22 protein-coding genes are annotated in these 24,092 nt (G+C 40.0%); 10 read left to right on the top strand and 12 right to left on the bottom strand.

Annotation, left to right across the window (positions count from 1 at the left end; translation table 11 throughout):
* From H6A61_RS02470 to H6A61_RS02495, 6 genes are all read left to right on the top strand, one after another.
* Nucleotides 1-985, top strand: a 985-nt coding sequence (locus H6A61_RS02470; RefSeq protein WP_204390660.1) for a DUF6175 family protein, incomplete at its 5' end; no start/stop codon positions are given.
* 10 nt (nucleotides 986-995) lie between these two features.
* Nucleotides 996-2,093 carry a hypothetical protein gene (locus H6A61_RS02475; protein WP_204390661.1) on the top strand — a complete coding sequence of 366 codons (1,098 nt, stop codon included), beginning with the start codon at nucleotides 996-998 and terminating at the stop codon, nucleotides 2,091-2,093.
* Between the two features lie 115 nt (nucleotides 2,094-2,208).
* A complete protein-coding gene (locus H6A61_RS02480; RefSeq protein ID WP_154044332.1) occupies nucleotides 2,209-2,763 on the top strand; it encodes a hypothetical protein in 555 nt (184 codons plus the stop codon).
* Nucleotides 2,760-3,137, top strand: coding sequence for a hypothetical protein (locus H6A61_RS02485; RefSeq protein ID WP_204390663.1), 378 nt, complete (start codon nucleotides 2,760-2,762; stop codon nucleotides 3,135-3,137). The genes H6A61_RS02480 and H6A61_RS02485 overlap by 4 nt, the downstream gene beginning before the upstream one ends.
* Nucleotides 3,138-3,352: 215 nt before the next feature.
* A complete protein-coding gene (locus H6A61_RS02490; RefSeq protein ID WP_204390664.1) occupies nucleotides 3,353-3,742 on the top strand; it encodes a helix-turn-helix domain-containing protein in 390 nt (129 codons plus the stop codon).
* Nucleotides 3,700-4,680 (top strand): IS3 family transposase, encoded by a 981-nt coding sequence (locus tag H6A61_RS02495; RefSeq protein ID WP_346342325.1) that lies wholly within the window; start codon nucleotides 3,700-3,702, stop codon nucleotides 4,678-4,680. Before H6A61_RS02490 ends, H6A61_RS02495 begins: the two co-directional genes overlap by 43 nt.
* Nucleotides 4,681-4,918: 238 nt before the next feature.
* On the opposite strand, the gene H6A61_RS02500 is transcribed toward H6A61_RS02495, so the two are convergent.
* From H6A61_RS02500 to H6A61_RS02515, 4 genes are all read right to left on the bottom strand, one after another.
* Nucleotides 4,919-6,259, bottom strand: coding sequence for an MFS transporter (locus tag H6A61_RS02500; RefSeq protein WP_154044330.1), 1,341 nt, complete (start codon nucleotides 6,257-6,259; stop codon nucleotides 4,919-4,921).
* 37 nt (nucleotides 6,260-6,296) lie between these two features.
* Nucleotides 6,297-6,665: a YccF domain-containing protein gene (locus H6A61_RS02505; RefSeq protein WP_154044329.1), complete on the bottom strand. Its 369-nt coding sequence runs from the start codon at nucleotides 6,663-6,665 to the stop codon at nucleotides 6,297-6,299.
* Between the two features lie 83 nt (nucleotides 6,666-6,748).
* Nucleotides 6,749-7,657: a glycoside hydrolase family 25 protein gene (locus H6A61_RS02510; protein WP_204390665.1), complete on the bottom strand. Its 909-nt coding sequence runs from the start codon at nucleotides 7,655-7,657 to the stop codon at nucleotides 6,749-6,751.
* A 143-nt stretch (nucleotides 7,658-7,800) separates the two neighbouring features.
* Nucleotides 7,801-9,444 carry a diphosphate--fructose-6-phosphate 1-phosphotransferase gene (locus tag H6A61_RS02515; protein ID WP_204390666.1) on the bottom strand — a complete coding sequence of 548 codons (1,644 nt, stop codon included), beginning with the start codon at nucleotides 9,442-9,444 and terminating at the stop codon, nucleotides 7,801-7,803.
* Nucleotides 9,445-9,743: 299 nt separating this feature from the next.
* On the opposite strand from H6A61_RS02515, the gene H6A61_RS02520 reads away from it, so the two are divergent.
* Together H6A61_RS02520 and H6A61_RS02525 are read left to right on the top strand one after the other, a co-directional pair.
* Nucleotides 9,744-10,010, top strand: a complete 267-nt coding sequence (locus tag H6A61_RS02520; RefSeq protein WP_204390667.1) for a hypothetical protein — start codon at nucleotides 9,744-9,746, stop codon at nucleotides 10,008-10,010.
* A gap of 17 nt (nucleotides 10,011-10,027) precedes the next feature.
* The gene (locus tag H6A61_RS02525; RefSeq protein ID WP_204390668.1) at nucleotides 10,028-10,582 is read left to right on the top strand and encodes a 1-acyl-sn-glycerol-3-phosphate acyltransferase; all 555 of its coding nucleotides are present in this window, start codon (nucleotides 10,028-10,030) and stop codon (nucleotides 10,580-10,582) included.
* 71 nt (nucleotides 10,583-10,653) lie between these two features.
* Here the strand turns inward: H6A61_RS02525 and H6A61_RS02530 are convergent, their stop codons facing one another.
* The 4 genes from H6A61_RS02530 to pepT form a co-directional block, all read right to left on the bottom strand.
* The gene (locus tag H6A61_RS02530) at nucleotides 10,654-12,216 is read right to left on the bottom strand and encodes a tetratricopeptide repeat protein (RefSeq protein ID WP_204390669.1); all 1,563 of its coding nucleotides are present in this window, start codon (nucleotides 12,214-12,216) and stop codon (nucleotides 10,654-10,656) included.
* A gap of 121 nt (nucleotides 12,217-12,337) precedes the next feature.
* Complete coding sequence (locus H6A61_RS02535) at nucleotides 12,338-14,590, bottom strand: cation:proton antiporter (RefSeq protein WP_204390671.1); 2,253 nt, start codon at nucleotides 14,588-14,590, stop codon at nucleotides 12,338-12,340.
* Nucleotides 14,591-14,708: 118 nt separating this feature from the next.
* Nucleotides 14,709-15,794, bottom strand: a complete 1,086-nt coding sequence (gene gcvT, locus H6A61_RS02540) for a glycine cleavage system aminomethyltransferase GcvT (RefSeq protein WP_204390673.1) — start codon at nucleotides 15,792-15,794, stop codon at nucleotides 14,709-14,711.
* 106 nt (nucleotides 15,795-15,900) lie between these two features.
* Nucleotides 15,901-17,127, bottom strand: a complete 1,227-nt coding sequence (gene pepT / locus H6A61_RS02545) for a peptidase T (RefSeq protein WP_204390675.1) — start codon at nucleotides 17,125-17,127, stop codon at nucleotides 15,901-15,903.
* A gap of 206 nt (nucleotides 17,128-17,333) precedes the next feature.
* On the opposite strand from pepT, the gene H6A61_RS02550 reads away from it, so the two are divergent.
* Nucleotides 17,334-18,560 (top strand): BamA/TamA family outer membrane protein, encoded by a 1,227-nt coding sequence (locus H6A61_RS02550; protein ID WP_204390677.1) that lies wholly within the window; start codon nucleotides 17,334-17,336, stop codon nucleotides 18,558-18,560.
* A 76-nt stretch (nucleotides 18,561-18,636) separates the two neighbouring features.
* Here the strand turns inward: H6A61_RS02550 and H6A61_RS02555 are convergent, their stop codons facing one another.
* On the bottom strand, nucleotides 18,637-20,043 hold the full coding sequence (locus H6A61_RS02555; protein ID WP_154044319.1) for an amidophosphoribosyltransferase: 1,407 nt from the start codon (nucleotides 20,041-20,043) through the stop codon (nucleotides 18,637-18,639).
* A gap of 191 nt (nucleotides 20,044-20,234) precedes the next feature.
* Here H6A61_RS02555 and H6A61_RS02560 point away from each other — a divergent pair, with 191 nt between their 5' ends.
* Nucleotides 20,235-20,879: an HAD family hydrolase gene (locus tag H6A61_RS02560; RefSeq protein ID WP_154044318.1), complete on the top strand. Its 645-nt coding sequence runs from the start codon at nucleotides 20,235-20,237 to the stop codon at nucleotides 20,877-20,879.
* A gap of 177 nt (nucleotides 20,880-21,056) precedes the next feature.
* On the opposite strand, the gene H6A61_RS02565 is transcribed toward H6A61_RS02560, so the two are convergent.
* From H6A61_RS02565 to H6A61_RS02575, 3 genes are all read right to left on the bottom strand, one after another.
* On the bottom strand, nucleotides 21,057-22,388 hold the full coding sequence (locus tag H6A61_RS02565; protein WP_154044317.1) for a nucleobase:cation symporter-2 family protein: 1,332 nt from the start codon (nucleotides 22,386-22,388) through the stop codon (nucleotides 21,057-21,059).
* Between the two features lie 32 nt (nucleotides 22,389-22,420).
* Nucleotides 22,421-22,993 (bottom strand): xanthine phosphoribosyltransferase, encoded by a 573-nt coding sequence (xpt, locus tag H6A61_RS02570; protein WP_154044316.1) that lies wholly within the window; start codon nucleotides 22,991-22,993, stop codon nucleotides 22,421-22,423.
* 94 nt (nucleotides 22,994-23,087) lie between these two features.
* Complete coding sequence (locus H6A61_RS02575) at nucleotides 23,088-24,002, bottom strand: fimbrillin family protein (protein WP_204390679.1); 915 nt, start codon at nucleotides 24,000-24,002, stop codon at nucleotides 23,088-23,090.
* Nucleotides 24,003-24,092 lie beyond the last annotated feature (90 nt).

Below are 24,092 nucleotides of genomic sequence, written 5' to 3' on the forward strand. Positions count from 1 at the left end.
CCTTTACTATATATTATTAGCTTTTTACTGTGTTTCTTGTGGACAAGGGAACAAGCAAAAAAATATTACAGATATTAGCATTTCGGAAAACAAAGACAACACCGTTAATGTCATCAATCAGGCAAAACCCAAACTGATGATTATCCCAAGTGACAGAATGTTAAAGGACGAGAAATGCCTTACAATCAATACTTTCAATGGGAAGAAAACTATAATAAGAGATATATCTGGATTTATAGTAAAAAGTGAAAAGTCAAATAGTATAATCTCGGCTATTCAAAAGTATTTCATACAAATAGGATATCCTCTGAATGATCTGGAACAATCACTTAAAGCCATAAATGACAGACAAATTTTGGATGAAGCTGACAATATTGTAAAAGACGCCAAGACACTTCTTCTGAATACAGTTTCACCCGATATAATACTGGAACTTGACTATCAAGAAAATGTTATAACAGGAAGGACTTCAAGAAAATCGTATATCAATATAGCATTGTCAGCCATAGATGTATATTCCGATAAAGTCATTGCCGTATCAAATAAAAATAATCTTGATATTAGTTTAGATGAATATTTGGAAAAAGGAATTACAAAAGATTTGGAAATACTTGAGCCTCAGCTAAGAAACTATTTCACTGATATCGTTGCTAATGGTAGAGAAATCTCATTTAGAGTTACTCTTAGCAATGACTGCCCAATCAATTTATCGGACATGTATAATAATGAAGGGGATACATATTCTGACTGGATTCGCCGCTGGGTAATAACAAATGCTAAAAACGGCAGTGCAAATATGGTATCAAATACAAAAAAGGAAATGTCATTTACCAATGTGAGAATATCAAATGTAATGAATGATGGAACTCAATTTAATGCATACGAATTTGCAAGAAAGTTCAGAAAAGATTTCTTCAAAACATTCTCCTTACAGTCAAGCAACAATTCTCAAGGCTTAGGTAATGCATTAGTAATCATAAATTAATCACTTATATATGAAAAAGATTATCCTATTGTTTGGTATAGTTTTATGTGGATGTGGAGCATGTTCGGAAAATAAAAAGAACAATAAGCCGACATTCAATCCGACTACACAAGAAACTGTTGTAACCAATAAAATATCCAATATCAGCAAAACTGTATCTCCAATTAATGGCAATATTGCACTAAGCGTTATTGTACAAAACAATCTGCCATCAGAAAGTGCAGAATTACTGAAATCAAAGATTATAAATATTATAACACATAATGGTATAGCATCACAAGGCGTTAATCCACAAATCATAGTTGCTCCGACTTTGACAGAAATCAACTATGATATAACCTCTACCCTACCCCAAAAACATAAAATTAATTATAGTGCCACAATCTATATTGGAAATATTCTGACAGGAGAAATATTCAATTCAATAAACAAAACGCTTATAGGAGTAGGCGATTCAAAGGAATTGGCTACTATAAATGCCATTTCTTCTATCTCTACAAATGATACAGATATAACAAATCTCATTAGCGGAACTGAACAGAAAATCATCAATTATTATAATACTAATGGAGAATTATTACTGAATGAAGCTGTCGGCTACATTAATAATCATAAATATGAAGAAGCATTAGCTATATTAAATTCAATACCAAATGAATGTCAGGAACTATATAGGAAATCTTCTAAAATGAGGTTTGATGCTATAGAAAAATATATGGAAAATAACTCCGATATAATGCTGAATGACTTTAAAGCGACATTAGGAACAGAAAGAGATAATATTGGAGGATTTTCTGAAAAAGCTATGGCTATATACAGGAATATACCATCGGATTCGAAGGCCAAAAAAGAAGCCGACAAAATATACTCTGAATATATAAAAAGCCTTAATCCGGAAGCTAAGCTAAAACATGAGCAGGACATGAGGGAATGGGATTCAACAATGAAACAGCTCGACAGACAGTATGAATTGGATATGTATAAAACAGAAATGTCAACAAAAGTAGCAATAGAAGGACAGACTACTTTGTTAGAAAAATACAAGAAAGATGTAAACTACGAGAAAATGAGCTGGTTAGGTAAATTATTCTATTTTGGAAAGGAATAAATTCATGAATAAAATAGGGTGTCTGATTGCTTTCTTTATTTTTTTAGTCATTGCCATAATTTATGACTGTGTTGATAGTAACAGAAGAAAAGAAGAAAGAGAAAAATACGATTCTTTGGAAAAAAGATTAATGGAATATGTAAATGAAAACGATTTTGAAACGGCATATAAGATTATGAACGAGGAAGGTATGAATATTGACTATGTGCCTATTGCTGAAATCGACTACATGATAAAGAACAAAGATTTCATTTTTGCTTTAAACATTTCCAAAGACAGACTAAAAGATGAAGGTTATTACGCAAACTCTGTATTGGAGAACTTAATCTATATTTATAGTAATGGAGGGGAAGAAGATGTAATAAAAGCTATGTCGCTTATTAATTATCCTCTAATAAATAATGCATCTCCAAGATATTGGGCTGGTACTGGATATTCATCAATCATGTGTCATTGGGCAACCGACGAAATAAATGAAATACATAGCAAGAATAATAATGCCATAAAAAAGCTATTGATACATTTAGACTATCAAGGAGCAGAATTAAGCCCGAAGTTCAAGAAAACTTTAGTTGCTCTACTACTACCTTCTACATCTTACGATGGTGACGATGTAATATATAATTACGATGATGCTAACAAAATATGTAAAGAATTCAGACTAAAATGAAAACATTACTCTACATTCTTGCCAATGGCATATACGCATTCCTTACCTTATCAATATTTTTAGGATATTTTGCATTAAAATATTGTAGTTACACAATATCTGATAATGGTGAAGATATAAATCTTTTAGGAAAAGTTATTTTCATTGCTACATGCATTATAGCAATAATAATGTCTATACCAATAGGTATATTTGCTTACAAGAACTTTGATGAAGTTTTATCAAGAAGTGACAAGTACAGGTCAAGCAAAGTAGATCTTATGCAGAAAAGAATAAAACACTCATTTGGCATTGCTATAGCCAGCTTTTTTACTTTAGTGCTTACTATTCCAAGTATATGCATGTTTGTACTTTCTGTATTCATAAAAGAATAGAATAGATACAACATTAAACACTGATTAAACATCATTTAAATACCGTTTAAAAACTATTAGAGAAAGGATTAAAAAGCTTTGCAAAACCTTTGCAAGAATATTGCAAACCTTACCCATAATAATAAGACGCATAACGAATGGCCTCAGAACCCATTCATTATGCGTCTTCTCCTTTTGTCTTACCCTGAAAAAAGTTGACTCATAAAACCAACATTATGAGTTCACAAATTTCTAGAGAAAAACGAGAAAGAGGTATCCTACTTCATAAGCAAGGCTATTCTTATCGTCAAATAGGCGAAAAATTAGGTGTATCCCCTGCCACAGTATGGAATTGGGTTAGTAAATTTGCAACAGAAACTCAATCCGTAATGAAAAAGAAGTCTTCAGTACCCTCTAAAAGATTAGTTGGAGCAAGAGCTCCGGAAATGGCAGTTCCATTGTCAACAGTCACAAAATGCTCAGAGACCGATGCACAAAAGATTGCACGCCTTGAGCGCGAACTTCAGGAAGCACGCATGCTGTCCGACATCTACAACGAGATAATCAACGTAGCCGAGGAAAAATTCAATATCCAGATAAGAAAAAAAGCTGGCACCAAGCAATGAAGAACCTGCATGCACAATCTCCCAAGAAGTATCCAATTGAGTTGATGTGCAGATTGTTTGGTGTTAGCAAGCAGGCTTATCACAAGCAGAAAGGCCAATCGGCAGCTCGCAAGGCTGCCATTGAAGCCTTTGCTTTGGAATATATAAGAAGTATCCGGAAGACAGCTCCCGGAATAGGCGGCATGAAGCTTTGGTATATGTATCGTTGTGAATTTCCCGACAGGGAGCGTCTAGGGCGTGACCGGTTCGAGGATCTGATTATTCGTCATGGCCTGAATGTGCGCAAGCGCATGCGTAAACCACGAACCACCGATTCCACACATGGACTTCCGGTATATCCCAATCTTGTACGCAGTTTTCTTCCGGAGCGTGTAAACCGACTGTGGGTAAGTGATATCACCTACATCAAAGTCTGGCTTTCCGAATCCTGTTATACATTCGCCTATCTCTCGCTCATAACCGATGCTTACAGCCATGAGATAGTAGGTTGGGCCGTAGGAAAGACTCTGGAAACGTGCTATGTCTCTGAGGCTCTGACGATGGCACTACACCGTCTTGACGGCAAAGGTGAGGAAAACGTCTCCGGACTTATACATCATAGCGACAGAGGCGTACAATATGCTTCTGATGAATACGTCAGTTTGCTCCACGAAAACAATATTTGTATCAGCATGACTGAGAATGGTGACCCCAAAGAGAATGCTATTGCAGAGCGCGTTAACCAGACTGTTAAAAACGAGTTGCTGAAGGACATACGCTTCCACTCACTAGCGGAAATCAAAGATGCCCTGAAAGTCGCTGTGGAGTTCTACAACACGCGCAGGCCCCATATGAGTGTTGATATGATGACACCTGAAGAAGCCGCACGCTGCAATGGGGAAATTCGCAAGTGGTGGCATTCATATCGCGAGGATGCAATAAAAAAGCAGACAGCATAGGGATAATCGCTGAAAAAAGTTTACCTTTGCCCATAGTAGGGGTTGACTTACGGCCTACGGCCTCCAGTCAACCCCTCCCAGGGATAAAACAAAGAACAGTCAACTCCCGTTAGGGATAAGTATAATAGAGTCAACTTAAATCAGTGGTAATGACATGATAACAGTCAACCAAAATCAGGAAAAGACATTTTCAAAATATGTTCACTGCCCGTTCAGCAGCCGTTCACTGAACAGAATATCATTTTCCACTCTTTGTAGCCTTAGCATAAATTATAAGCGCAATAGCCGAAATGGCACCAATACCTGTAAACCAGTACCAGATGTAATGCGCGTTTGCTGCATCGGCTTTCCATGCCTCTACGGAATCATACAGTGCTGGATCAGGACAATATGCTGTGAGAAGAATACCTGACAAACCGAAACCGATTACTGAAGCAAGGAATGAGTGAAGATGACTGAATCCCAGATACAGTCCCTCCTCTCCTTTTGGAGCCTGCAATGAGAAGAATTCCATATATCGCGGAGATATGAAACATTCGGCAAGTGCCTGCACGGCAATTCCGGCAATCATCATCACTGTTATGGGATGCATTCCGAAAATATCTCCTTCGAACAGATTTCCAGACGCCATAATCAATGCGGAAAGAGGTATAAGGAACATTCCTACCGCCATTGATGTCAGAGCCTTACGCTTTGCCATAAGCTGTGTAATGATGTTCACGAATATTACCACCACGAACGGATTGACATTGGCAATCCATCCCGGTTTTGCAGTCTCGCCCGCCATACGGATTACGTACTTAGGCATTGTGGCATACATCTGATGCTGTATCATCCAGAAACCTGTCACTATAAGTATCAGCAACAGGAGACGTCCGTTGGTAAATACCTTACCCAATCCACGGAACACTTCCGCCATACTTTTTCCCTCACCTGATGTATTGGCAGAATGGAAGAAAAAGAATATAGTAAGCAAAGCGATGAAACACAATGTGGCTGAGAAGAAATTTATATAGATATAAGCCTCATCGCCTACTATCGAACGCATAGGATCGACAAAACATTTACCCGTAAATGCTCCGATATTTACCATCATATAGAATATCGAATATCCGCGTGCACGCGTTTCGGATGTTGTTTCTCTGGCCACAGAAGCAGAGATTATAGATTTGATAAAAGAACCTCCAATCACAAGTATCACCATCACTGGCACAATGAGCAGACGCAGACTGCTGGTTTCAAGTCCTGTAAAATGAGTTTTTTCGCCATATTCTACCAATCCTGCCGACTCAAGCATCACAGGAAGCATACCCAACCCTAGGTATCCTATTGTAAGCAGCGTAAATGCAATCAGTATTGCCTTACGATAACCAATCTTATCGGCAAACGCTCCGGTAAACATAGGAAGGAAATAAAGTCCTCCGGAGAAAAGACCTGAAATAAGACTCGCTTCAATATCGTTGAAGCCTAATGTGTTAGATAGATAAAGTGTAATTACGATAAAGATGGCATAATAGGCCATACGTTCAAAAAGTTCCGACAAGTTGGCTGTCCAGAACGCACGAGAGAATTTTGTCATCAATTAAAAATGTATTAATGGTTAAAAAATAATAGTGTCAGGATATAGTTTTACCAAACGGAGTCAAAGCCAGTCCAGCGAGTTTGAAATGTTGCATTCCGAAAGGTATTCCTATCACTGTAATGCACAATAAGGCACCGAAAAGAAGATGTGTAAGAGCAATCCATACACCCCCCAAAAGTATCCACAACAAATTCATGAATACACTAAGACATCCTCCATCTGAAGATGTGCTTTGTACCTTCACCCCAAAAGGAAAAAGCGCAAGCATTGCCAGCTTTAGAGTCTGGAGACCAAAAGGAATCCCTATGATGGTAATCATAAGAAGAAAACTGGAAATCACATATTCCAGGCATACGAATAATCCGCCGAAGATTATCCAAAGAATGTTCATCAAAATATTCATGGGTTTGTTGTTGGTTATTAGTTGTTAGTTGTTGGTTATTGGTTGTTAGTTGTCAGCAACCGGCAGGGGCTAATTATTAGCTATTAATTCTTAATTGTTAATTCCAGTAAGTCGCTCATGGAACCGTTGAACACATTCAAATCGACTTGCTCATTTATTCCCGGCATAGTTCCTACATCCGTGTGTTGCCAAAATTTCCATTCGCCTTCGTATCTCACCGAATCCACATAATAATGTGCAATCCAATAAGGATATGTATTAAAAACAGAATCGGACAAATATTTGTTCTTGAATTTATAAGAAGTGTATAATATAGGCTTTACTTTATAATGTCTTTCAACCCTGTTCAACCATACAAGCAGGTCTCTTTTCAGTTTAACCGCATCCTTTGGTCTTTTCTCAATATCAAGTACCGGAGGCAAGTCGCCCGCTTTCAATTTTACATTGTCTATAAAGAAATCGGCCTGCTTTATAGGATCTGTGTTAGGATTATAAAAATGATATGCTCCACGTATAAAATGAGTGCTATCAGCTTCAGCAAAGTTATAGTCGAAAGCCTTATCCTTAAAATCTCCTCCTTCTGTAGCCTTTATAAATACGAAACGTACAGGAAACTGTGCATACTGTACACTTTTCAATACTTTCCAGTCTATTTCGTCCTGATGATGTGAAACATCTATTCCATGTACCGCATATCCATAAGGGAGACAAACTCCGTATGCTTTCATCCCATAACACGGTTTCCACCTGTATGAATACGGACGTATGAAGAAATAATAAAATCCAACCACGAATATCAATGCACCGACTGCCATCAATACATAATGGGCAGTATCCGACAGTTTTACAGACTGTGACTGTTTCTTTGAAGTGGAAGATTTAGCCCTTACCGGTTTGCGACTTCCGCCATTTGCTGTTTGCAACGGTTTGCGCCTTGTGGCAGGCCTTTTTGCAGCCTTCTTCTCCACAGAAACTTTCGGTTCTTTAATCATGGTTTAAAATATTATTATAAAAATCAGACAGAGAGTTACAAGTACATACACTATAGTAAAAGAATCACCACAGGAGCATACATACTCTGTTGCTTGTCTGTGGTGATTCCTGGCAATTATATCATATCAGTCATTAACCGATATTATTTAGCCTGTTCCAACTGAAGAGTCTTTGTTGGTTGGTCGCAAACTTCTGTAGGACCGAAGTACTGGATAGGACCTGGATAAACATATGCAGTTTCCTTAGCCCAAGCTTCACGCTGTGCAGCGAATGCTTTGAAAGGAGCACCGTCAAGTTTAACAAGAGCCTTCTGTATAACTGGTTTCATTTCGCCGTGACGACGTTCCATGTTCATCATCATTGTGATAGGCACACCACCTGCAATCCATTCAGCAGCAGGAGCAGTAGTGTTACGCACTGATGACATGTAACCTGTCTTACCGCTTGCGATAAGCAATGAAGCAGTGTAACCAAGTGAGTAGCAGTAGTCAGCGTCGAAGTTAGATGGAGCAGCGCAACGTCCTTCGTAACCGAAGAAGTGGTGCTGTGCAGAGAACTTACCTGCGAACTTGCCTTCAGCCTTCCATGCAGCAAGTTTCTTGCCTACCATTTCAGAAAGAAGTTTTTCTGTTTCGATAAGTGATACCTGTACGTTTCCGTGTGGGTCACGGTCGAGTGACAACTGACGAGCAACACCTTCTGGAAGAGAAGCATAAATAGCAGCGTTTTCAGCAGAAAGCTTGCTGATGATATATTCACGCTGTTTGTTAGGTTCGATGCTGTTGAATTCTTCTCCGTTAGCTGCAAGGAAGTCGTTAAGTTCAGCGATAAGAGCCTTCATGGCAGGGATGAACTCGATAAGACCTTCCGGGATAAGAACGATACCGAAGTTGTTTCCGGCAGCAGCACGGTTTGCAACAGCCTGTGCGATGTAAGTTACAACATCGTCAAGTGACATGTTCTTAGCTTCAACTTCTTCAGAGATGATACAGATGTTTGGCTGAGTCTGAAGAGCACATTCAAGAGCGATGTGAGAAGCAGAACGTCCCATCAATTTGATGAAGTGCCAGTATTTACGAGCTGAGTTACAGTCGCGTTCGATATTACCGATAACTTCTGAGTAAGTCTTACAAGCTGTATCGAAACCGAATGATGTTTCAATCATTTCGTTCTTCAAGTCACCGTCGATAGTCTTAGGACAACCGATTACCTGTACGCCATAGTTCTTAGCTGCATAATATTCAGCCAATACACAAGCGTTAGTGTTAGAGTCGTCACCACCGATGATAACCAAAGCCTTGATACCAAGTTCTTTCAAGATTTCGTAACCTTTTTCGAACTGTTCTTCTTTTTCAAGTTTTGTACGACCTGAACCGATGATATCGAAACCACCTGTGTTACGGTATTCGTCGATGATATCAGCAGTAAGTTCTTTATAGTTGTGGTCAACCAAGCCGCCAGGACCAAGGATAAATCCGTAAAGTTTGTTGTTAGGATTAAGTTTCTTGATACCGTCGAAAAGACCAGAGATAACGTTATGTCCACCAGGAGCCTGTCCACCAGACAAGATAACACCGACATTCATTTCTGCAGTGTTCTGAGCCTGTCCTTCTACGAACTGGATCAAAGGCATTCCGTAAGTGTTAGGGAACAACTTTTTGATAGCTTCCTGATCGGCTACAGACTGAGTAGCTTCACCTTCCTTCACTGCAACCGCACCTGTCAGGGCTTTTGGTAATTTTGGCTGATAAGCAGCTCTAGCAATTTGTAATGCACTTTTTGTCATAATTTCAAAATTTATTTATATAAGGTGTATATTATTTTATCCTTCTATACGTTTTAAAAAAACGCCTTGTCGTTTTAGTCAAAACGACCTGTTGTTTTAGTCAAAACGTGCGGACGTTTTATTTTTAATGCTTTTTCAACGTTCCGTGCAAATTTCGCCTTTTTTTCGGAAATACGAAAATGACGGATAAAAAAAATACACCATAGGAATAATATTTGACAAAAAGAGGTAGATATTCCAACAAAAACATTATCTTTACGACAAAATATTTTTTATTAATCAATTAAAATCATAGAATTATGGCTAGTAGAAGAGACTTGAAAAAACATGTGAACTATATTTCTGAAGTAACTGTTGGTATGTGTATTATAGAAGGCATGAACGCCGAAAGTGAAAGACGTGAAGCTATCGCAAACCTTGTAGAAAAGACACTAAACCTCCGTTCAGATATAATAAGCCGAATCAGCCATACTGAACCAGGAAATGTAAAAGGTTTCTACAAAAAACTGAAATCGGATTTCAATACACAGATTGAAGAAGTGTTCAACAAGCTGAACGAAAAATAATCCACTGACAGGAGGAAATGAAGAAAGCGCTTTTCAGTTTTATTTACTTCAAACTATTGGGATGGAAGGCTGAAGTCAATGTTCCCGATTACGACAAATGTATAATCTGTGCTGCCCCACACACCACCAACTGGGACCTGATAATAGGAAAACTGTTCATCGGTGCAATAGGTCGCGAATCTGGTTTTCTGATGAAGAAAGAATGGTTTTTCTTCCCGCTGGGATACCTGTTCAGATGGATGGGCGGAATACCGGTAAACAGGAACAAACGGACTTCACTGGTTGAACAGACTGTGGAACTGATAAAGAAAAGTCCGAAATTCCATTTGGCAATAACTCCGGAAGGTACACGTTCGGCAAACCCTAATTGGAAAAAAGGTTTTTATTTTATAGCAAGCGGCGCAAATATACCTATTGTACTTATAGGTATAGATTATCAGAAAAAGTGCATTTATGCCAACAAAGCTATCATGCCTACAGGCGATATAGATAAAGATATGCGCGAAATAAAACTCTACTTCAAGGATTTCAAGGGAAAACATCCTGAGAAGTTCAATATAGGAGAGGTTTAAAAACAAAAACGGCTGTAAATCAAATAATTTACAGCCGTTTTTGTTTTTAAACTGAAACTTGAGCAAATATCCTAGAAATCAATAATAAACTCATCGAAGCTGGTATTCTCTATTCCTATTTTCTCTTTCAGCCTCATCTTGCGTCGGGATATGCTGGCCTTTGCAATGTGATATATTTCTGAAAGCATTGACATGGAAAGCTCCATCTTAACCAGACAGCAGAAACGTATGTCATCGTCAGTAAGTTGCGGACAAAGCTTCTTCAATCTCTCCGTGAACATATCGAAACAAGCATCTGCATTGCCTATTATTATATTCCAGTCATCATCCGAAAGGTGTAGGGAACCTTGTGCATTCTGTCTCCTCATTATCACCGGAAGAGTGATATTGTTAAGCTGCTTGTAATAATCAATATTCTTGTTAAGCTTTTCTATCTCTTTCTGTTTCAGTTCTTCCTGCTTGCGCGCAAGCGATATTTCCATATCTCTGCGTTTTATGGTTTCTTCCATTTTCAGACATGTTTCTTCCCTCAGGCGTTCAGTTAGTTTACGCTTATTGGAACGGTAATAATGGAGCAATATGGATAAGAACATAATAAGAAGTAATGCGGCAAGTACAAAGTTGGAAAACATCAACTGGCTTGATGCAGCTTGCATCTCAGCCTTGTTGGCACGTTTTTTCTGTATGTTATATTCATGTAATCCGTGCATCTTTTCCATAAATTCATCACGCCTGTCCTCTATCAGAGAATCAAGAGTTGCAGTATATTTCTTAAGAAAATCATAAGCTTGCGGAAGTTTTCCCAAACCGTCATACATTTCAGCCATAGCCTTGTACGATTTAATACGTGCAGGCATATCTACACTATACATGTTGGGGATTATATAATGCAATGCAGAATCAGAGTTCCCGTTCAAGGTGTATGCCAACCCTTTTAACATGAGCAGTTCACTCTTCAACTGGGGAACCGGCCCCAGTTCCAGACCTTTGTCGGCAAAATACACTACGCTGTCAGAATTACCCGAAGCCATATATGCCTCCGACAAATGTTTATATATATCCGACTTAGTATTATCGTTTTTATCATATAAATATGCCAATGCCTTCCTTAAAGTGGAATATACCTTCGGCATGTCTTTTTTATTCAGATAATATAATGCCTTTTCATGTAGAAAATCTATGTTTGCCGATGAATCGTGCAGTGACTTCAACAAGCGTTCAGCTGAATTTATGTACGACTTTTCCATGTCGTGCCTCATCTTGAAACGGTATATTTTCGCCAGTTCCAGATTGACCTTAAAATGAAGCATACTGTCCGAACCGGCATACTCACCCGCCATGACATAGCTGTCTATCGCCCTTAGAAGATAAAAATTCTTATGCTGAATTCTGGCCTGATAAAAATAAGCAGTAGCAAGACATGAATCCATCTCCTCGCGCGAAAACACCTTGACCGAGAAATTCAATATAGAATCATTCTTTGGGAAACTGTCTTTATCGCACATGTCTTTCACCATTGACAAAACATTTACCGCACGTTTCACATCGGCATCGTCACGACGCGAACAGGAAGACATGATAAAGACAAAAAGAAAAGAATATATCAGATATCTGAAAAAACTGTATAAAGACATAAAATCAGGATAAGGTTAATATTATTACGAAGATACAAAACCGTATTAATATCTAAATAATATACAGTCTTTTCAGATATATTTTTTTAGTCTTTTAAGTGTTATATACATGAATAAACTATCAATCCTCGAATAATGAATCGAGAGCGGACTCCTCTCCCACTACCCATACTATGTCACCCTCCTGCAATTCTGCATCAACATCAGGCTGACGCAACGACATATCGTCGGAAGACTCAACTCCTACCACAAGACAGTGATACTTGTTTCTTATTCCACTCTCACGTATTGTCTTACCTACAAATTTTGAATTTTCTGTAACAACAAACTGCTTGAGAAGCATCTCTTTCTTTTCAAAGTCATCATCCACACAGCCTTCAGAGATAGCTTCCGCATGTTCGGCGAATGCCGACAACTGCGAGTCGGAACCTATAACCTGGATAGTGTCACCGGGGAAAATCCTTGTCTGCCCGCCCGGAATATTGATTCTGTGTGTACCACGTATGATTGATGCCACATGAACTCCAAACCTTTTTCCCAGGTTCAGTTCCATCAGCGTCAGACCTGCCCACAACGAATCTGCCGAAATCTTTATGTCTGTCAGGTGTATATCCCTGTCAAGCAATCGTCCTGCGTACTCCGGTTTCTTGCTTCCCCTATAAACCATAAACATATCCTTCGACCTCATATTCTGGACGAAAGTCCTCTCCATCAAAATTGACTGTTTCTTCAGGAAACGGGAGAATATCATGGTAAGCACAACTACAATTGCCACTCCGACAACTATAGCCACGGAAGCCTGGAATATATGGTTAATCACATAAATCACGAATATCACACCTATCACTATTCTGAGTATCACCACAGATATCAGAGGAGCATGATTGAACCTGCTGTCTTTCCACAAAGCCTTGAACTCGATGGAGTGGTTCTTCTTCATAATCATGGCACGCAGGAAAGGCGATATAAGAATTATCGTTATGGCCGCGCCTGCCCAACGTCCCCATTTGTCTCCCATAGTTTCAACAAGCAAAGGAAGAATAAAGCTGAAAGATATAAAAATGGCCGTAATAGTCAGTACAGAATATATCACAGTAATCCTGATTATGGCATAAATCAACGATTTCCAGTTACTCTGATAATTGGCCGGCTGGGTGGAGCCCGAGTATCTTTCTATCATGTTTCTCCATTTAGGAGGCATACGTTTATCTACAAAGTTATATGCCGGAACAGAAAGACGGATCATATAAGGTGTAAGGAACGTGGTTATTACAGACACCGCAACGACTATCGGATACAGAAAATCGCTGGTCACGTTCAGACTTACACCAAGCGACGCTATGATAAACGCGAACTCACCTATCTGTGTCAGACTGAAACCGCACTGCATGGAGGTCTTGAGCGACTGCCCGGAAAGCAGCACACCGCCTGTACCGAATATGGTCTGTCCTAGTAGGATTGCCACTATTATGGCTACAATAGGCCATATATACTCAACTATCAGATTAGGATCGACCATCATACCCACAGACACGAAGAATATGGCACCGAACAAGTCCTTTACAGGGGCAACCAGCTTTTCTATACGTTCCGAATCGAGTGTCTCGGCAAGTATGGAACCCATAATGAAAGCTCCGAATGCCGGAGAGAATCCCACCTTGGCAGCCAGGACCACCATTCCGAAACACATGCCCAAGGAGAATATCAGAAGTGTCTCGTCACTCATCAGCTTACGCGAGCGCTTGAGGAATGTAGGAATGAGATACATGCCGACCACGAACCACAAGATAAGGAAGAACACCAGTTTCAGGATACTACCTACCATCTCCATTCCTTCGAAATTCTTGCTCACAGCCATTGTGGAAAGCATAACCATAAGTACGATGGCAAGAATATCTTCAATAATAAGAATACTCAACACAAGTCCTGTGAATTTCTGCTGCCTGATGCCCAAATCATCAAATGCTTTATATATAATGGTGGTAGATGACATGGCAAGCATACCTCCAAGATAGATACAGTCCATCTGCTTCCATCCGAAGGTCCAACCTACGAATATTCCCACCGCTATCATACACAAGATAATGGTGCATGCCGAAATAACTGCCGCCCCCCCGACTTTCATCAGTTTCTTGAAACTGAAATCAAGACCAAGGGCAAACAAAAGGAATATCACACCTATATCCGACCAGGTCTTTATACTGTCGGCATCAGTTACGGAAGGAGTAAAAGTGAAATGCGGACTGGCCAAAAATCCGGCAACTATATACCCCAGCACCAATGGCTGTTTCAGTTTCTTGAACACAAGAGTCATTATACCGGCACATATCAATATCAGGGCCAAATCGCTTATTAAAGGAGCCAAATGAGACATAATCGTTATAAATAGTTATTACAACCGCAAAATTACTAAATAAAATAATAGCAAAAGCGGAAGTCTATGTAAAATATCACATAAACTTCCGCTTTATAATATCAAAAAGACAATATTTTTATTTTCTGAAAGGCGGTTTTACCACTATGGCTTTAAGTTTTCTGCCACGATTGTCCAGACATATTTCTGTTCCCGGCTTGGAAAATTCAGTTTTGACATATCCCATGCCTATACCTATCTTACGTGTTGGCGACATTGTTCCCGATGTAACATTACCGATAACGTTTCCATCAATATCTGTAAGAGGATAGCCGTGTCTCGGAATACCTCTATCAATCATCTCAAAACCAACAAGCTTGCGTGAAACACCTTCTGCCTTTTGCTTCTCCAGTGCAGCACGGTTTGTAAAGTTCTTTCCATCAACAAACTTTGTTATCCATCCCAGCCCTGCTTCTATAGGCGAAGTCGTATCGTCTATATCGTTACCATACAGACAAAATCCCATTTCTAGTCGTAAAGTATCGCGAGCTCCCAGGCCAATTGGTTTGATGCCGAACTCCTCGCCTGCCTCGAACACTGCATTCCAGATTTTCTCTGCATCCTGCGGATAGAAATATAGTTCGAAACCTCCCGCACCGGTATATCCTGTGTTGGATATAATGACATTTTTCACTCCGGCAAGTTCGCCGACCTTAAAAGTATAATAAGGAATATCAGCCAGAACAATATCTGTTAGCTTCTGCAATGTATCAATGGCTTTAGGTCCCTGTATGGCGAGCTGTCCGATATTGTCGGACGAATTTTCCAGTTCTGCACCGACTGTGTTATGCGAAACGCACCAGTTCCAGTCCTTTTCTATATTTGCCGCATTCACCACAAGCATATATTTGTCGGGCTCGTAGGCATAAACCAATAGGTCATCTACTATTCCGCCATCTTCATTAGGGAAACATGTATATTGAATTTTTCCCGGAGTAAGTACTGCAGCATTATTCGAAGTAACCTGCTGAATGAATTCAAGCGCAGATGGTCCCTTTACCCAGAATTCTCCCATATGCGAAACATCAAAGACTCCCACACCCTGACACACCGTCAGGTGTTCTTCGATAATTCCTGAATATTCAATCGGCATATTGTAACCTGCGAATTCATGCATCTTAGCTCCAAGAGCTATATGCTTCTCTGTAAATGGAGTAGTTTTCATAAGTATAAGTTTAAAGTTTGTGAGTTTATTAGTTTATGAGATTATAAGTTTATAAGTTTGTTATTACCAACTTAAAAACTTACAAACTCACAAACTATTACAATAATCAATATCTGTTTGCTGTCAGTTCCGCAATTTTCACTATTACCTTTACAGCCTTTTCTATAGACTGAACAGGAACAAACTCGTATCTTCCGTGGAAATTCAATCCACCGGCAAAGATATTAGGACAAGGCAGTCCCTTGAACGACAGCTGTGCACCGTCAGTACCCCCACGTATAGCCTTAACTTTAGGCTCTACTCCGGCTTCTTTCATCGCACCGAATGCAATGTCAATGATATGCATCAACGGTTCTACTTCCTGACGCATGTTGTAATACTGGTCTTTAAGTTCTACAGCTACAATTTCACTACCATATTTGGCGTTGATCCTGCTTGCACAATCGACAACAAAAGCTTTTCTGCTTTCAAATTTTTCCCTGTCATGATCGCGGATGATATATGAAAGCTCCGACTGTTCCACTTCACCTTTCATGCCTACCAGGTGATAGAAACCTTCGTAACCTTCGGTTGTGGCCGGAGTCTCATCAGCCGGTAGCATAGACATAAACTCATTTGCCACAAGCATTGAATTTATCATCTTGTTTTTCGCATAACCCGGATGAACATTTCTTCCTTTTATCACTATTTTTGCGGCTGCGGCATTGAAATTCTCAAATTCAAGTTCGCCCACTTCGCCTCCGTCCATTGTATAGGCCCATTTGGCACCGAACTTCTGTACATCGAATTTATGTGCTCCCAAACCGATTTCCTCATCAGGGTTGAAACCTATTCTGATTTTTCCATGCTTGATTTCGGGATGTTCTTTCAGATATGCCATAGCAGAAACTATCTCGGCGATACCAGCCTTGTCGTCGGCACCAAGAAGAGTATGACCATCGGTCACAATAAGGTCTTCACCCTTATGGTCAAGCAATTCAGGGAACTGCGAAGGGGAAAGAACAATATTTTCCTTATTGCATAATACTATATCAGTTCCGTCATAATTCTCTACTATACGAGGTTTGACGTTAGCACCGCTCATATCAGGACTTGTATCCATGTGGGCGATAAATCCTACCACCGGAATAGGTCTGTCTATATTTGCCGGCAAGGTGGCAAACAAATATCCGTTTTCATCAAGGGATATTTCTTCAAGTCCAAGTTCCTGAAGTTCCTGCTGCAGATATTTTGCAAAAACCATCTGCTTTGCAGTGCTTGGAGTAACGCCTGTATTCTCGTCCGACTGGGTATCAAAAGTCACATACTTTAAAAATCTGTCTATTACTGTCATGTTTTTTATATGTTAAATTATTGATTGATGTAAAGTTAAATAAATGGTTTCTAATAACAAAACTACATATCCTTTTTTTGGTAATTTTTCATACTCGGAAACTCATTTAAAAAGAAATACATCATAAAAACCAAAAAGTATTATCAAAAGAACATCAAACTATTGAGTAAGTTTCGTAATTTTGCACCAAAATACATACAGACAGAATGAAATTATATTCTACATTATTGCTCATAGCGTGTTTAATAGCGCTTCCAGTGAAAACTTTAGGACAAGAAGCAGAGATTGTAAAACAAGGTATTCATATTGCCAGTGATACAACAGTCGTTCTAAGTAAAAAAGAACTCAAAAGACAAAAAAAAGCCCAACGAAACGTACATTATAATATTCTTGGAGGTCCGAGCTATACCCCTGATTTCGGTTTTTTGATAGGTGGTAGCGCACTGGTAACTTTCAGCATGAATCCAAAGGACAGCACTATGAAGCGCTCGGTAGTTCCAGCTTCGGTAGCACTGATGTTCAAAGGCGGACTTAATATAGTAGTAAAACCACAATTGTTCTTCAAGAACGATAAATTCCGTATCTTTGGACAATTCATCTACAAGAACACACAGGAAAACTATTACGGAGTGGGATATACCACCAACAAGAATTACATCCGAGGCAAAGAAACCAGCCAATACAAATACAGCGGAATACAGGTTAACCCATGGTTCCTTTTCCGTATAAAAGAAACAAACTTCTTTGCCGGTCCGCAGATTGACTTGAACTACGACCACATGATGAATGTGGCTGAAGGTATAACACAAGACAAGAATTACATAAAGGCCGGAGGTACTGCCGACGGATACAGCAATTTCAGTTCCGGTCTGGGATTCCTGTTAAGTTACGACACACGCGACATTCCTGCCAATCCGTTTAAAGGTCTGTATTTTGATTTCCGCGGTGTAATGTATCAGAAATGGTTAGGTGGCGATGACAATTACTACCGTTTGGAATTCGACTACCGCCAGTACAAGTCGGTAGGCAAAAGGAAAGTCCTGGCATGGACAGTACAGAGCAAAAACGTATTCGGCAATAATATACCTCTGAACAAGTATGTACTTAGCGGTACGCCGTTCGACCTCAGAGGCTACTATATGGGACAGTTCCGCGACAAATCATCACATCTTGCAATACTGGAATACAGACAGATGTTCAATACCGACAGAAGTAACTGGTGGAAGAAAGTAGCCAACCGCTTAGGATACGTAGTATGGGGAGGCGCCGGTTTTATGGGACCGAATCCAGGCAAGATCGAAGGTGTACTGCCCAACGCAGGTGTCGGTCTGAGAATAGAAGTACAGCCACGTATGAATTTCAGACTTGATATAGGTAGGGACTTCGTAAACAAGCAGAACCTGTTCTATATAAATATGACAGAAGCATTCTGATAAAACATTTCATATATTAAAAAACTCCGCAAGGTACGATGACCTGCGGAGTTTTTTTATATATGTCTTATTTATATCAGAAACAGCTTGAACCGTCGAAACAGTGTGTACAAACCTTACACTTAGGAAGTCCGATAGCCTCAATCAAAGTTTCAAGGGTATTGAACTTCAGCGAAGTCAGTCCGAAACGAGACCTGATGCGCTCCACCAGTTCCTTATACTCAGGAGAATCAGTAGTAGCATACTTGTCAAGTTTAGCATTCTCATCACCTTCTATTTCCTTGATAATACGGCGTGTGATAAGTTCCATGTCACTCTTTGACGAAGTGAAACCGATAAACGGACATCCGTAAATAAGCGGCGGACAAGCTATACGCATGTGTACCTCTTTTGCTCCGTAATCATAGAGAATATTCACATTATCGCGAAGTTGGGTACCACGTACAATAGAGTCATCGCAGAACAACAGTCTCTTACCCTGAAGCATAGAGCGGTTAGGTATAAGTTTCATCTTTGCCACAAGCGAACGCATACTCTGATTGCTAGGAGTAAAGCTGCGAGGCCAAGTAGGAGTATATTTTGCTATTGCACGATGATAAGGAATACCTTTTCCTTCGGCATAACCCAGCGCCATACCTACACCGGAGTCAGGAATACCGCAAGCGCAGTCCACTTCAGAATCGTCAGTCTGTCCCATCTTGTAACCGGACATAAAACGAACTTCCTCTACATTCCTTCCTTCGTATGAAGAAACAGGGAAACCATAGTAAACCCACAAAAAAGAGCAGATCTGCATTTTGTCATTAGGTTTGCGCATCTGCTCCAGTCCATCGGCGCGCATACGGATAATCTCTCCCGGGCCGACATATTTTTCTATTTCAAAATCAAGGTTCGGCAAACTGCTCGACTCACTAGTTGCAGCATATGCGCCATTCTTCTTACCGATGATAATCGGAGTACGTCCCCACTTGTCGCGCGCAACGATTATGCCATCTTCAGTAAGAATAAGCATTGAGCAAGAACCTTTTATCTTGTTGAATACATTCTCTATACCATCCACGAAATCCTTTCCCTGAACAATAAGCAATGCTACAAGTTCCGTCTGATTGGTTTTACCCATACTCATTTCCGACAGATGCATGTTCGATGAAAGAAGCTCATTTACCAACTCCTCTTCATTATTGATTTTTGCCACTGTCACTATAGCGAACTTGCCCAAGTGAGAGTTTATCATAATAGGCTGCGGATCGGTATCGCTTATAACTCCAATACCTGCATTTCCTTTAAATTGCGGCAACTCTGATTCGAACTTAGTGCGGAAATAAGAACTTTCCAAACTGTGGATAGCGCGCATGAAACCCTCACCGGCAGAGTAAGTAGCCATTCCGGCACGCTTTGTGCCAAGGTGAGAATTATAGTCTGTGCCGTAAAACAAATCGGTCACACATTCAGCCTTAGAGACTGTACCAAAAAAACCTCCCATTCTTTTAAAACAATTAAATTAGTTTAAGCGGAACAAAAGTACAAAAAATTCAGAAAATATGCATAAGCATGAAGGTATAAAGGTTACAAAAAAAATCGCTCAAACTACAATCTGAAAACAAAAAAACATGTTTTACTTTGGATAACCCTCATTATGCATTACCTTTACGCGAAATAAAAACTTATAACCAAATGATACAGAAAACTTACAAGGCTTATCTTTTCGATTTCGACTATACACTCGCCGACTCGTCACGCGGCATAGTTATGTGTTTCAGAAATGTACTCGCCACGCACGGACATGAAGGCATCAGCGACGAAGCCATAAAGCGTACCATAGGAAAAACTCTTGAGGAATCATTCACTATACTTACAGGCATAGACGATAAAGAAACTCTGGCCGCCTACCGCAAAGAATATGTGACACAAGCCGACAAACTAATGACAGCAAACACAGTTTTGTTTCCGGAAACACTCGATGTGCTCTCACGCCTGAAGGAAAGAGGAGCAAAAATCGGAATAATCTCTACAAAGTACAGATACAGAATAATGGAACTGTTGGAAACGAAACTGCCTGAAGGATTTCTTGACATAATCGTAGGCGGAGAGGATGTAAAAACTCCAAAGCCTTCGCCCGAGGGATTGATGTTCGCCATAGGTCATCTGGGATTAGAAACAGCAGATGTCCTGTATTGCGGCGACAGCACCGTAGATGCGGAGACGGCACGCAACGCCGGAGCTGATTTCGCAGGTGTACTGCACGGGATGACCACTCGATATGAACTTGAAATGTATCCTCACGTGAAAATAATGGACACCCTTGATGAAATTCTCTGACATAATTGGCGTAACACGAACGTGTAACGGGCGGAACACAAACGTGCAACGAGCGTAACACGAACGTGTAACGGGTGTAACACGAACGTGTAACGCCAACTACGACAAGACATAAAAAAGGCGATGGCCGTCCACAAACAAGGCAGCCATCGCCCTTATTTTGATATTAAAACAATGTTATTCTTTTATTCTGATAAGAATATTAGCCAGAATAGCTGTAAGACCACCTGTAGTGATACCTGACGAGAATATGTTCTTTACAGTTTCAGGCAACTGAGAAAGTATCTCCGGAACAAGCTCAACACTAAGACCGAAAGAAAAACTCAATGCCATTACCAAAGTAGCCTTTCTGTCAATCTTCTGAGAAGCGATAATACGTATTCCGGCTGCCGCCACAGTACCGAACATCAGCAGAGTGGCACCTCCAAGTACCGGCTCAGGCATAAGCGAGAACACAAGTCCTACCGCTGGGAATAAACCGAGCAGGATAAGGAAACCTGCAATGAAATATCCCACATAGCGGCTGGCAACACCTGTAAGCTGAATCATACCGTTGTTCTGTGCGAAAATCGAGTTAGGGAAAGAGTTGAAGATACCTGCAAGCATAGAGTTGAAACCATCGGCAAGGATACCTCCCGAAGCACGTTTTACAAACTTCTCTCCTTCTACAGGCTCGCCTGAAATAAGCGAATTGGCAGTCACATCGCCATATGCCTCAATGGCTGTGATAAGATAGACAAGTCCCAGACCGATGATGGCAGAGATATCGAACGAGATACCATATTTGAAAGGTATAGGAATATTGAAACCTCCATAGCTCTGCACAGACGAGAAATCTACCATACCCAAAGCCCAGGCTACGACATATCCCACCAGAAGACCTATAACGATGGAACTCATGCGGAGATAGCGGTTCGAACTACGGTTGAAGATTATGATAAGCACAAGAACCAAAGCTGCCAGACCAACGTGCTGGAACGCTCCGAAAGTACCGTCATTCTGTGCCGTTACACCTCCTCCGCATGCAGATATACCTACTTTGATAAGGCTCATACCAATAAGGGTAACCACTATACCCGACACTAGCGGAGTGATAATCTTACGTGTATATTTAAGCACGCGGCTGATAAGCATCTCGACAGTAGAAGCAGCAATAGTTGCTCCGAAAATAGAGGACAATCCTCCTGTCAGTCCGGCTGAAATGATAGGACCGATAAAAGAGAAACTTGTTCCCTGAATACATAAAAGTCCGCAACCGATAGGTCCTACCTTTCTGCACTGTATGAAAGTAGAAATACCAGACGCGAAAAGTGCCATGGAAACAAGGAAACCGGTAGTTTCGATGTCAAGTCCCAACGCTCCTGCTATGATAAGCGGAGGAGTGATGATTGCCACGAAAATAGCCAGCAAGTGTTGCAAGGCCGCAAAAATGGTATCCTTCAAAGGTGGGCGGTCGTTAAGTCCGTAAATCAGCCCCTCGCCTGGGGCTACATTCTGTTCATTTTCCATTTGTTGATTTGAGTTTTTGAGTTTATGAGTTTTTATTCTTCTTTAAGAACAATCTTACAGTCGTCAAGACTTTCAATGATGGCGAGTGACTCTACATGTACCCCCATGTTTCTGAGCTGTTCGCCTCCGTGTTGGAATGATTTCTCAATCAGGAATCCCATACCTACCAATTCAGCTCCCGCCTTGTTAACCAAGTCTATTATACCCTTGGCAGCATTACCGTTGGCAAGGAAATCGTCAATGAAAAGCACTTTATCACCAGGACACAGATAGTCGCTGCTTACGCATACATCATAATTTCTGTCTTTAGTAAAAGAATAAACAGTAGTGGTGAGCATATTCTCCATTGTGCTTGGTTTCTTTTTCTTTGCGAAGACTACGGGAAGTTCAAGCAAATAGCCCACCATGATGGCAGGAGCGATACCACTTGCTTCGATAGTCAGCACTTTGTTAATTTTGGTACTGGCAAAACGCCTTACAAATTCCACCGCCATGGATTTCATCAGAATAGGGTCCATCTGATGATTGATAAAGTTATCAACTTTAAGGATACCACCTTCAAAACATTTTCCGTCGCGCAATATCCGTTCCTTCAGTGCTTTCATACGTGCAACTAATAATTAAAAGAGTTTCTAAATGATTTTGAAAGTGCAAAATTACAAGAAATTTCTTTATGTATTACAAAATAATGACATTATATTACACCGAAGCCCCATTTAATATTACTTCATCCAACGTTATGACATTCCAATCCGTTACTTCATTACCTGTCATCACCAGTTTACCGTCAATAACCCTCAATGTAATTTTATTGAAACTTCCACCTGCAAAATTATTACCCAAATTGGCTGAAGCCTCGTATTCTTTGTCGCCGGAAATATATCTCAATGTAAATCTAAGCGGCGTCTGCAGTGTGACAGGATTAATAAGTACAGTAACAGCCGACAAAGAAGACAAATCATTAATCCGTAATACTGAGATGTCATCAGATCCACTTTTCTTCATTCCCTCAGATGATGTATCGAATGAATAGACATGAGGAGTAACTATACCCTCGCCGGAAAAGCTACACTCTTTCATGGAAAATGACTGTGACTGGTCGTCATTGATGACACTCAGATGCAACAGAGAATAAACGTGTACAAAAGAATTTTCCCCACTGAAAGATACAATTCCGTTATTATCAGAATAAGAAGTAACACATTTTCCTACCAGAAAGTCTTTTTCGCCGATATCAGATATATTACCTGACTGTACAGACAGATCAGGCATAGGGACAGAAGAGCGCAATACATTATCGGTTTGTACACACGGATAATATGCCAGGAACTCAAAATCATCAGTACGGTTCTCCCACATCATACTGTTTTCCGTAGCCCAATTGCCATTCCTGTATGTCCACTCAACAGGATTATCAATATTCTCTATAAACATGCCTGTAATATCATTTTCACGGAAATCAACACTTCCGTCAACTGAAGTTACTGTTCTTGAAAATGGAGAGTTCCCTACTTCAACAAATAATTTTACAGCCATATCATCATTAAACGGCAATTCATTTTTACATGAACAAAAAATCAGAGGCAATGATACCAGATAAAAGACTTTAGACATAATCATAAATAATTTATTTGTAATATCTAAACTTTCAAAAACGGATTTTATCCATTATTTAAACGTAAAAAAAGATTAAACTAAAGCTAA

The sequence above is a fragment of the Bacteroides caecigallinarum genome, from assembly GCF_016901995.1.
In the GTDB taxonomy this organism is placed as follows: domain Bacteria; phylum Bacteroidota; class Bacteroidia; order Bacteroidales; family Bacteroidaceae; genus Phocaeicola; species Phocaeicola cellulolyticus.

Excerpts from the sequence above, each read along its gene's own strand:
- H6A61_RS02475 (WP_204390661.1), top strand. The coding sequence starts at position 996 with ATGAAAAAGATTATCCTATTGTTTGGTATAGTTTTATGTGGATGTGGA.
- H6A61_RS02485 (WP_204390663.1), top strand. The coding sequence starts at position 2,760 with ATGAAAACATTACTCTACATTCTTGCCAATGGCATATACGCATTCCTT.
- H6A61_RS02490 (WP_204390664.1), top strand. The coding sequence starts at position 3,353 with ATGAGTTCACAAATTTCTAGAGAAAAACGAGAAAGAGGTATCCTACTT.
- H6A61_RS02500 (WP_154044330.1), bottom strand. The coding sequence starts at position 6,259 with ATGACAAAATTCTCTCGTGCGTTCTGGACAGCCAACTTGTCGGAACTT.
- H6A61_RS02505 (WP_154044329.1), bottom strand. The coding sequence starts at position 6,665 with ATGAATATTTTGATGAACATTCTTTGGATAATCTTCGGCGGATTATTC.
- H6A61_RS02510 (WP_204390665.1), bottom strand. The coding sequence starts at position 7,657 with ATGATTAAAGAACCGAAAGTTTCTGTGGAGAAGAAGGCTGCAAAAAGG.
- H6A61_RS02515 (WP_204390666.1), bottom strand. The coding sequence starts at position 9,444 with ATGACAAAAAGTGCATTACAAATTGCTAGAGCTGCTTATCAGCCAAAA.
- H6A61_RS02520 (WP_204390667.1), top strand. The coding sequence starts at position 9,744 with ATGGCTAGTAGAAGAGACTTGAAAAAACATGTGAACTATATTTCTGAA.
- H6A61_RS02525 (WP_204390668.1), top strand. The coding sequence starts at position 10,028 with ATGAAGAAAGCGCTTTTCAGTTTTATTTACTTCAAACTATTGGGATGG.
- H6A61_RS02530 (WP_204390669.1), bottom strand. The coding sequence starts at position 12,216 with ATGTCTTTATACAGTTTTTTCAGATATCTGATATATTCTTTTCTTTTT.
- H6A61_RS02535 (WP_204390671.1), bottom strand. The coding sequence starts at position 14,590 with ATGTCTCATTTGGCTCCTTTAATAAGCGATTTGGCCCTGATATTGATA.
- gcvT (WP_204390673.1), bottom strand. The coding sequence starts at position 15,794 with ATGAAAACTACTCCATTTACAGAGAAGCATATAGCTCTTGGAGCTAAG.
- pepT (WP_204390675.1), bottom strand. The coding sequence starts at position 17,127 with ATGACAGTAATAGACAGATTTTTAAAGTATGTGACTTTTGATACCCAG.
- H6A61_RS02550 (WP_204390677.1), top strand. The coding sequence starts at position 17,334 with ATGAAATTATATTCTACATTATTGCTCATAGCGTGTTTAATAGCGCTT.
- H6A61_RS02555 (WP_154044319.1), bottom strand. The coding sequence starts at position 20,043 with ATGGGAGGTTTTTTTGGTACAGTCTCTAAGGCTGAATGTGTGACCGAT.
- H6A61_RS02560 (WP_154044318.1), top strand. The coding sequence starts at position 20,235 with ATGATACAGAAAACTTACAAGGCTTATCTTTTCGATTTCGACTATACA.
- H6A61_RS02565 (WP_154044317.1), bottom strand. The coding sequence starts at position 22,388 with ATGGAAAATGAACAGAATGTAGCCCCAGGCGAGGGGCTGATTTACGGA.
- xpt (WP_154044316.1), bottom strand. The coding sequence starts at position 22,993 with ATGAAAGCACTGAAGGAACGGATATTGCGCGACGGAAAATGTTTTGAA.
- H6A61_RS02575 (WP_204390679.1), bottom strand. The coding sequence starts at position 24,002 with ATGTCTAAAGTCTTTTATCTGGTATCATTGCCTCTGATTTTTTGTTCA.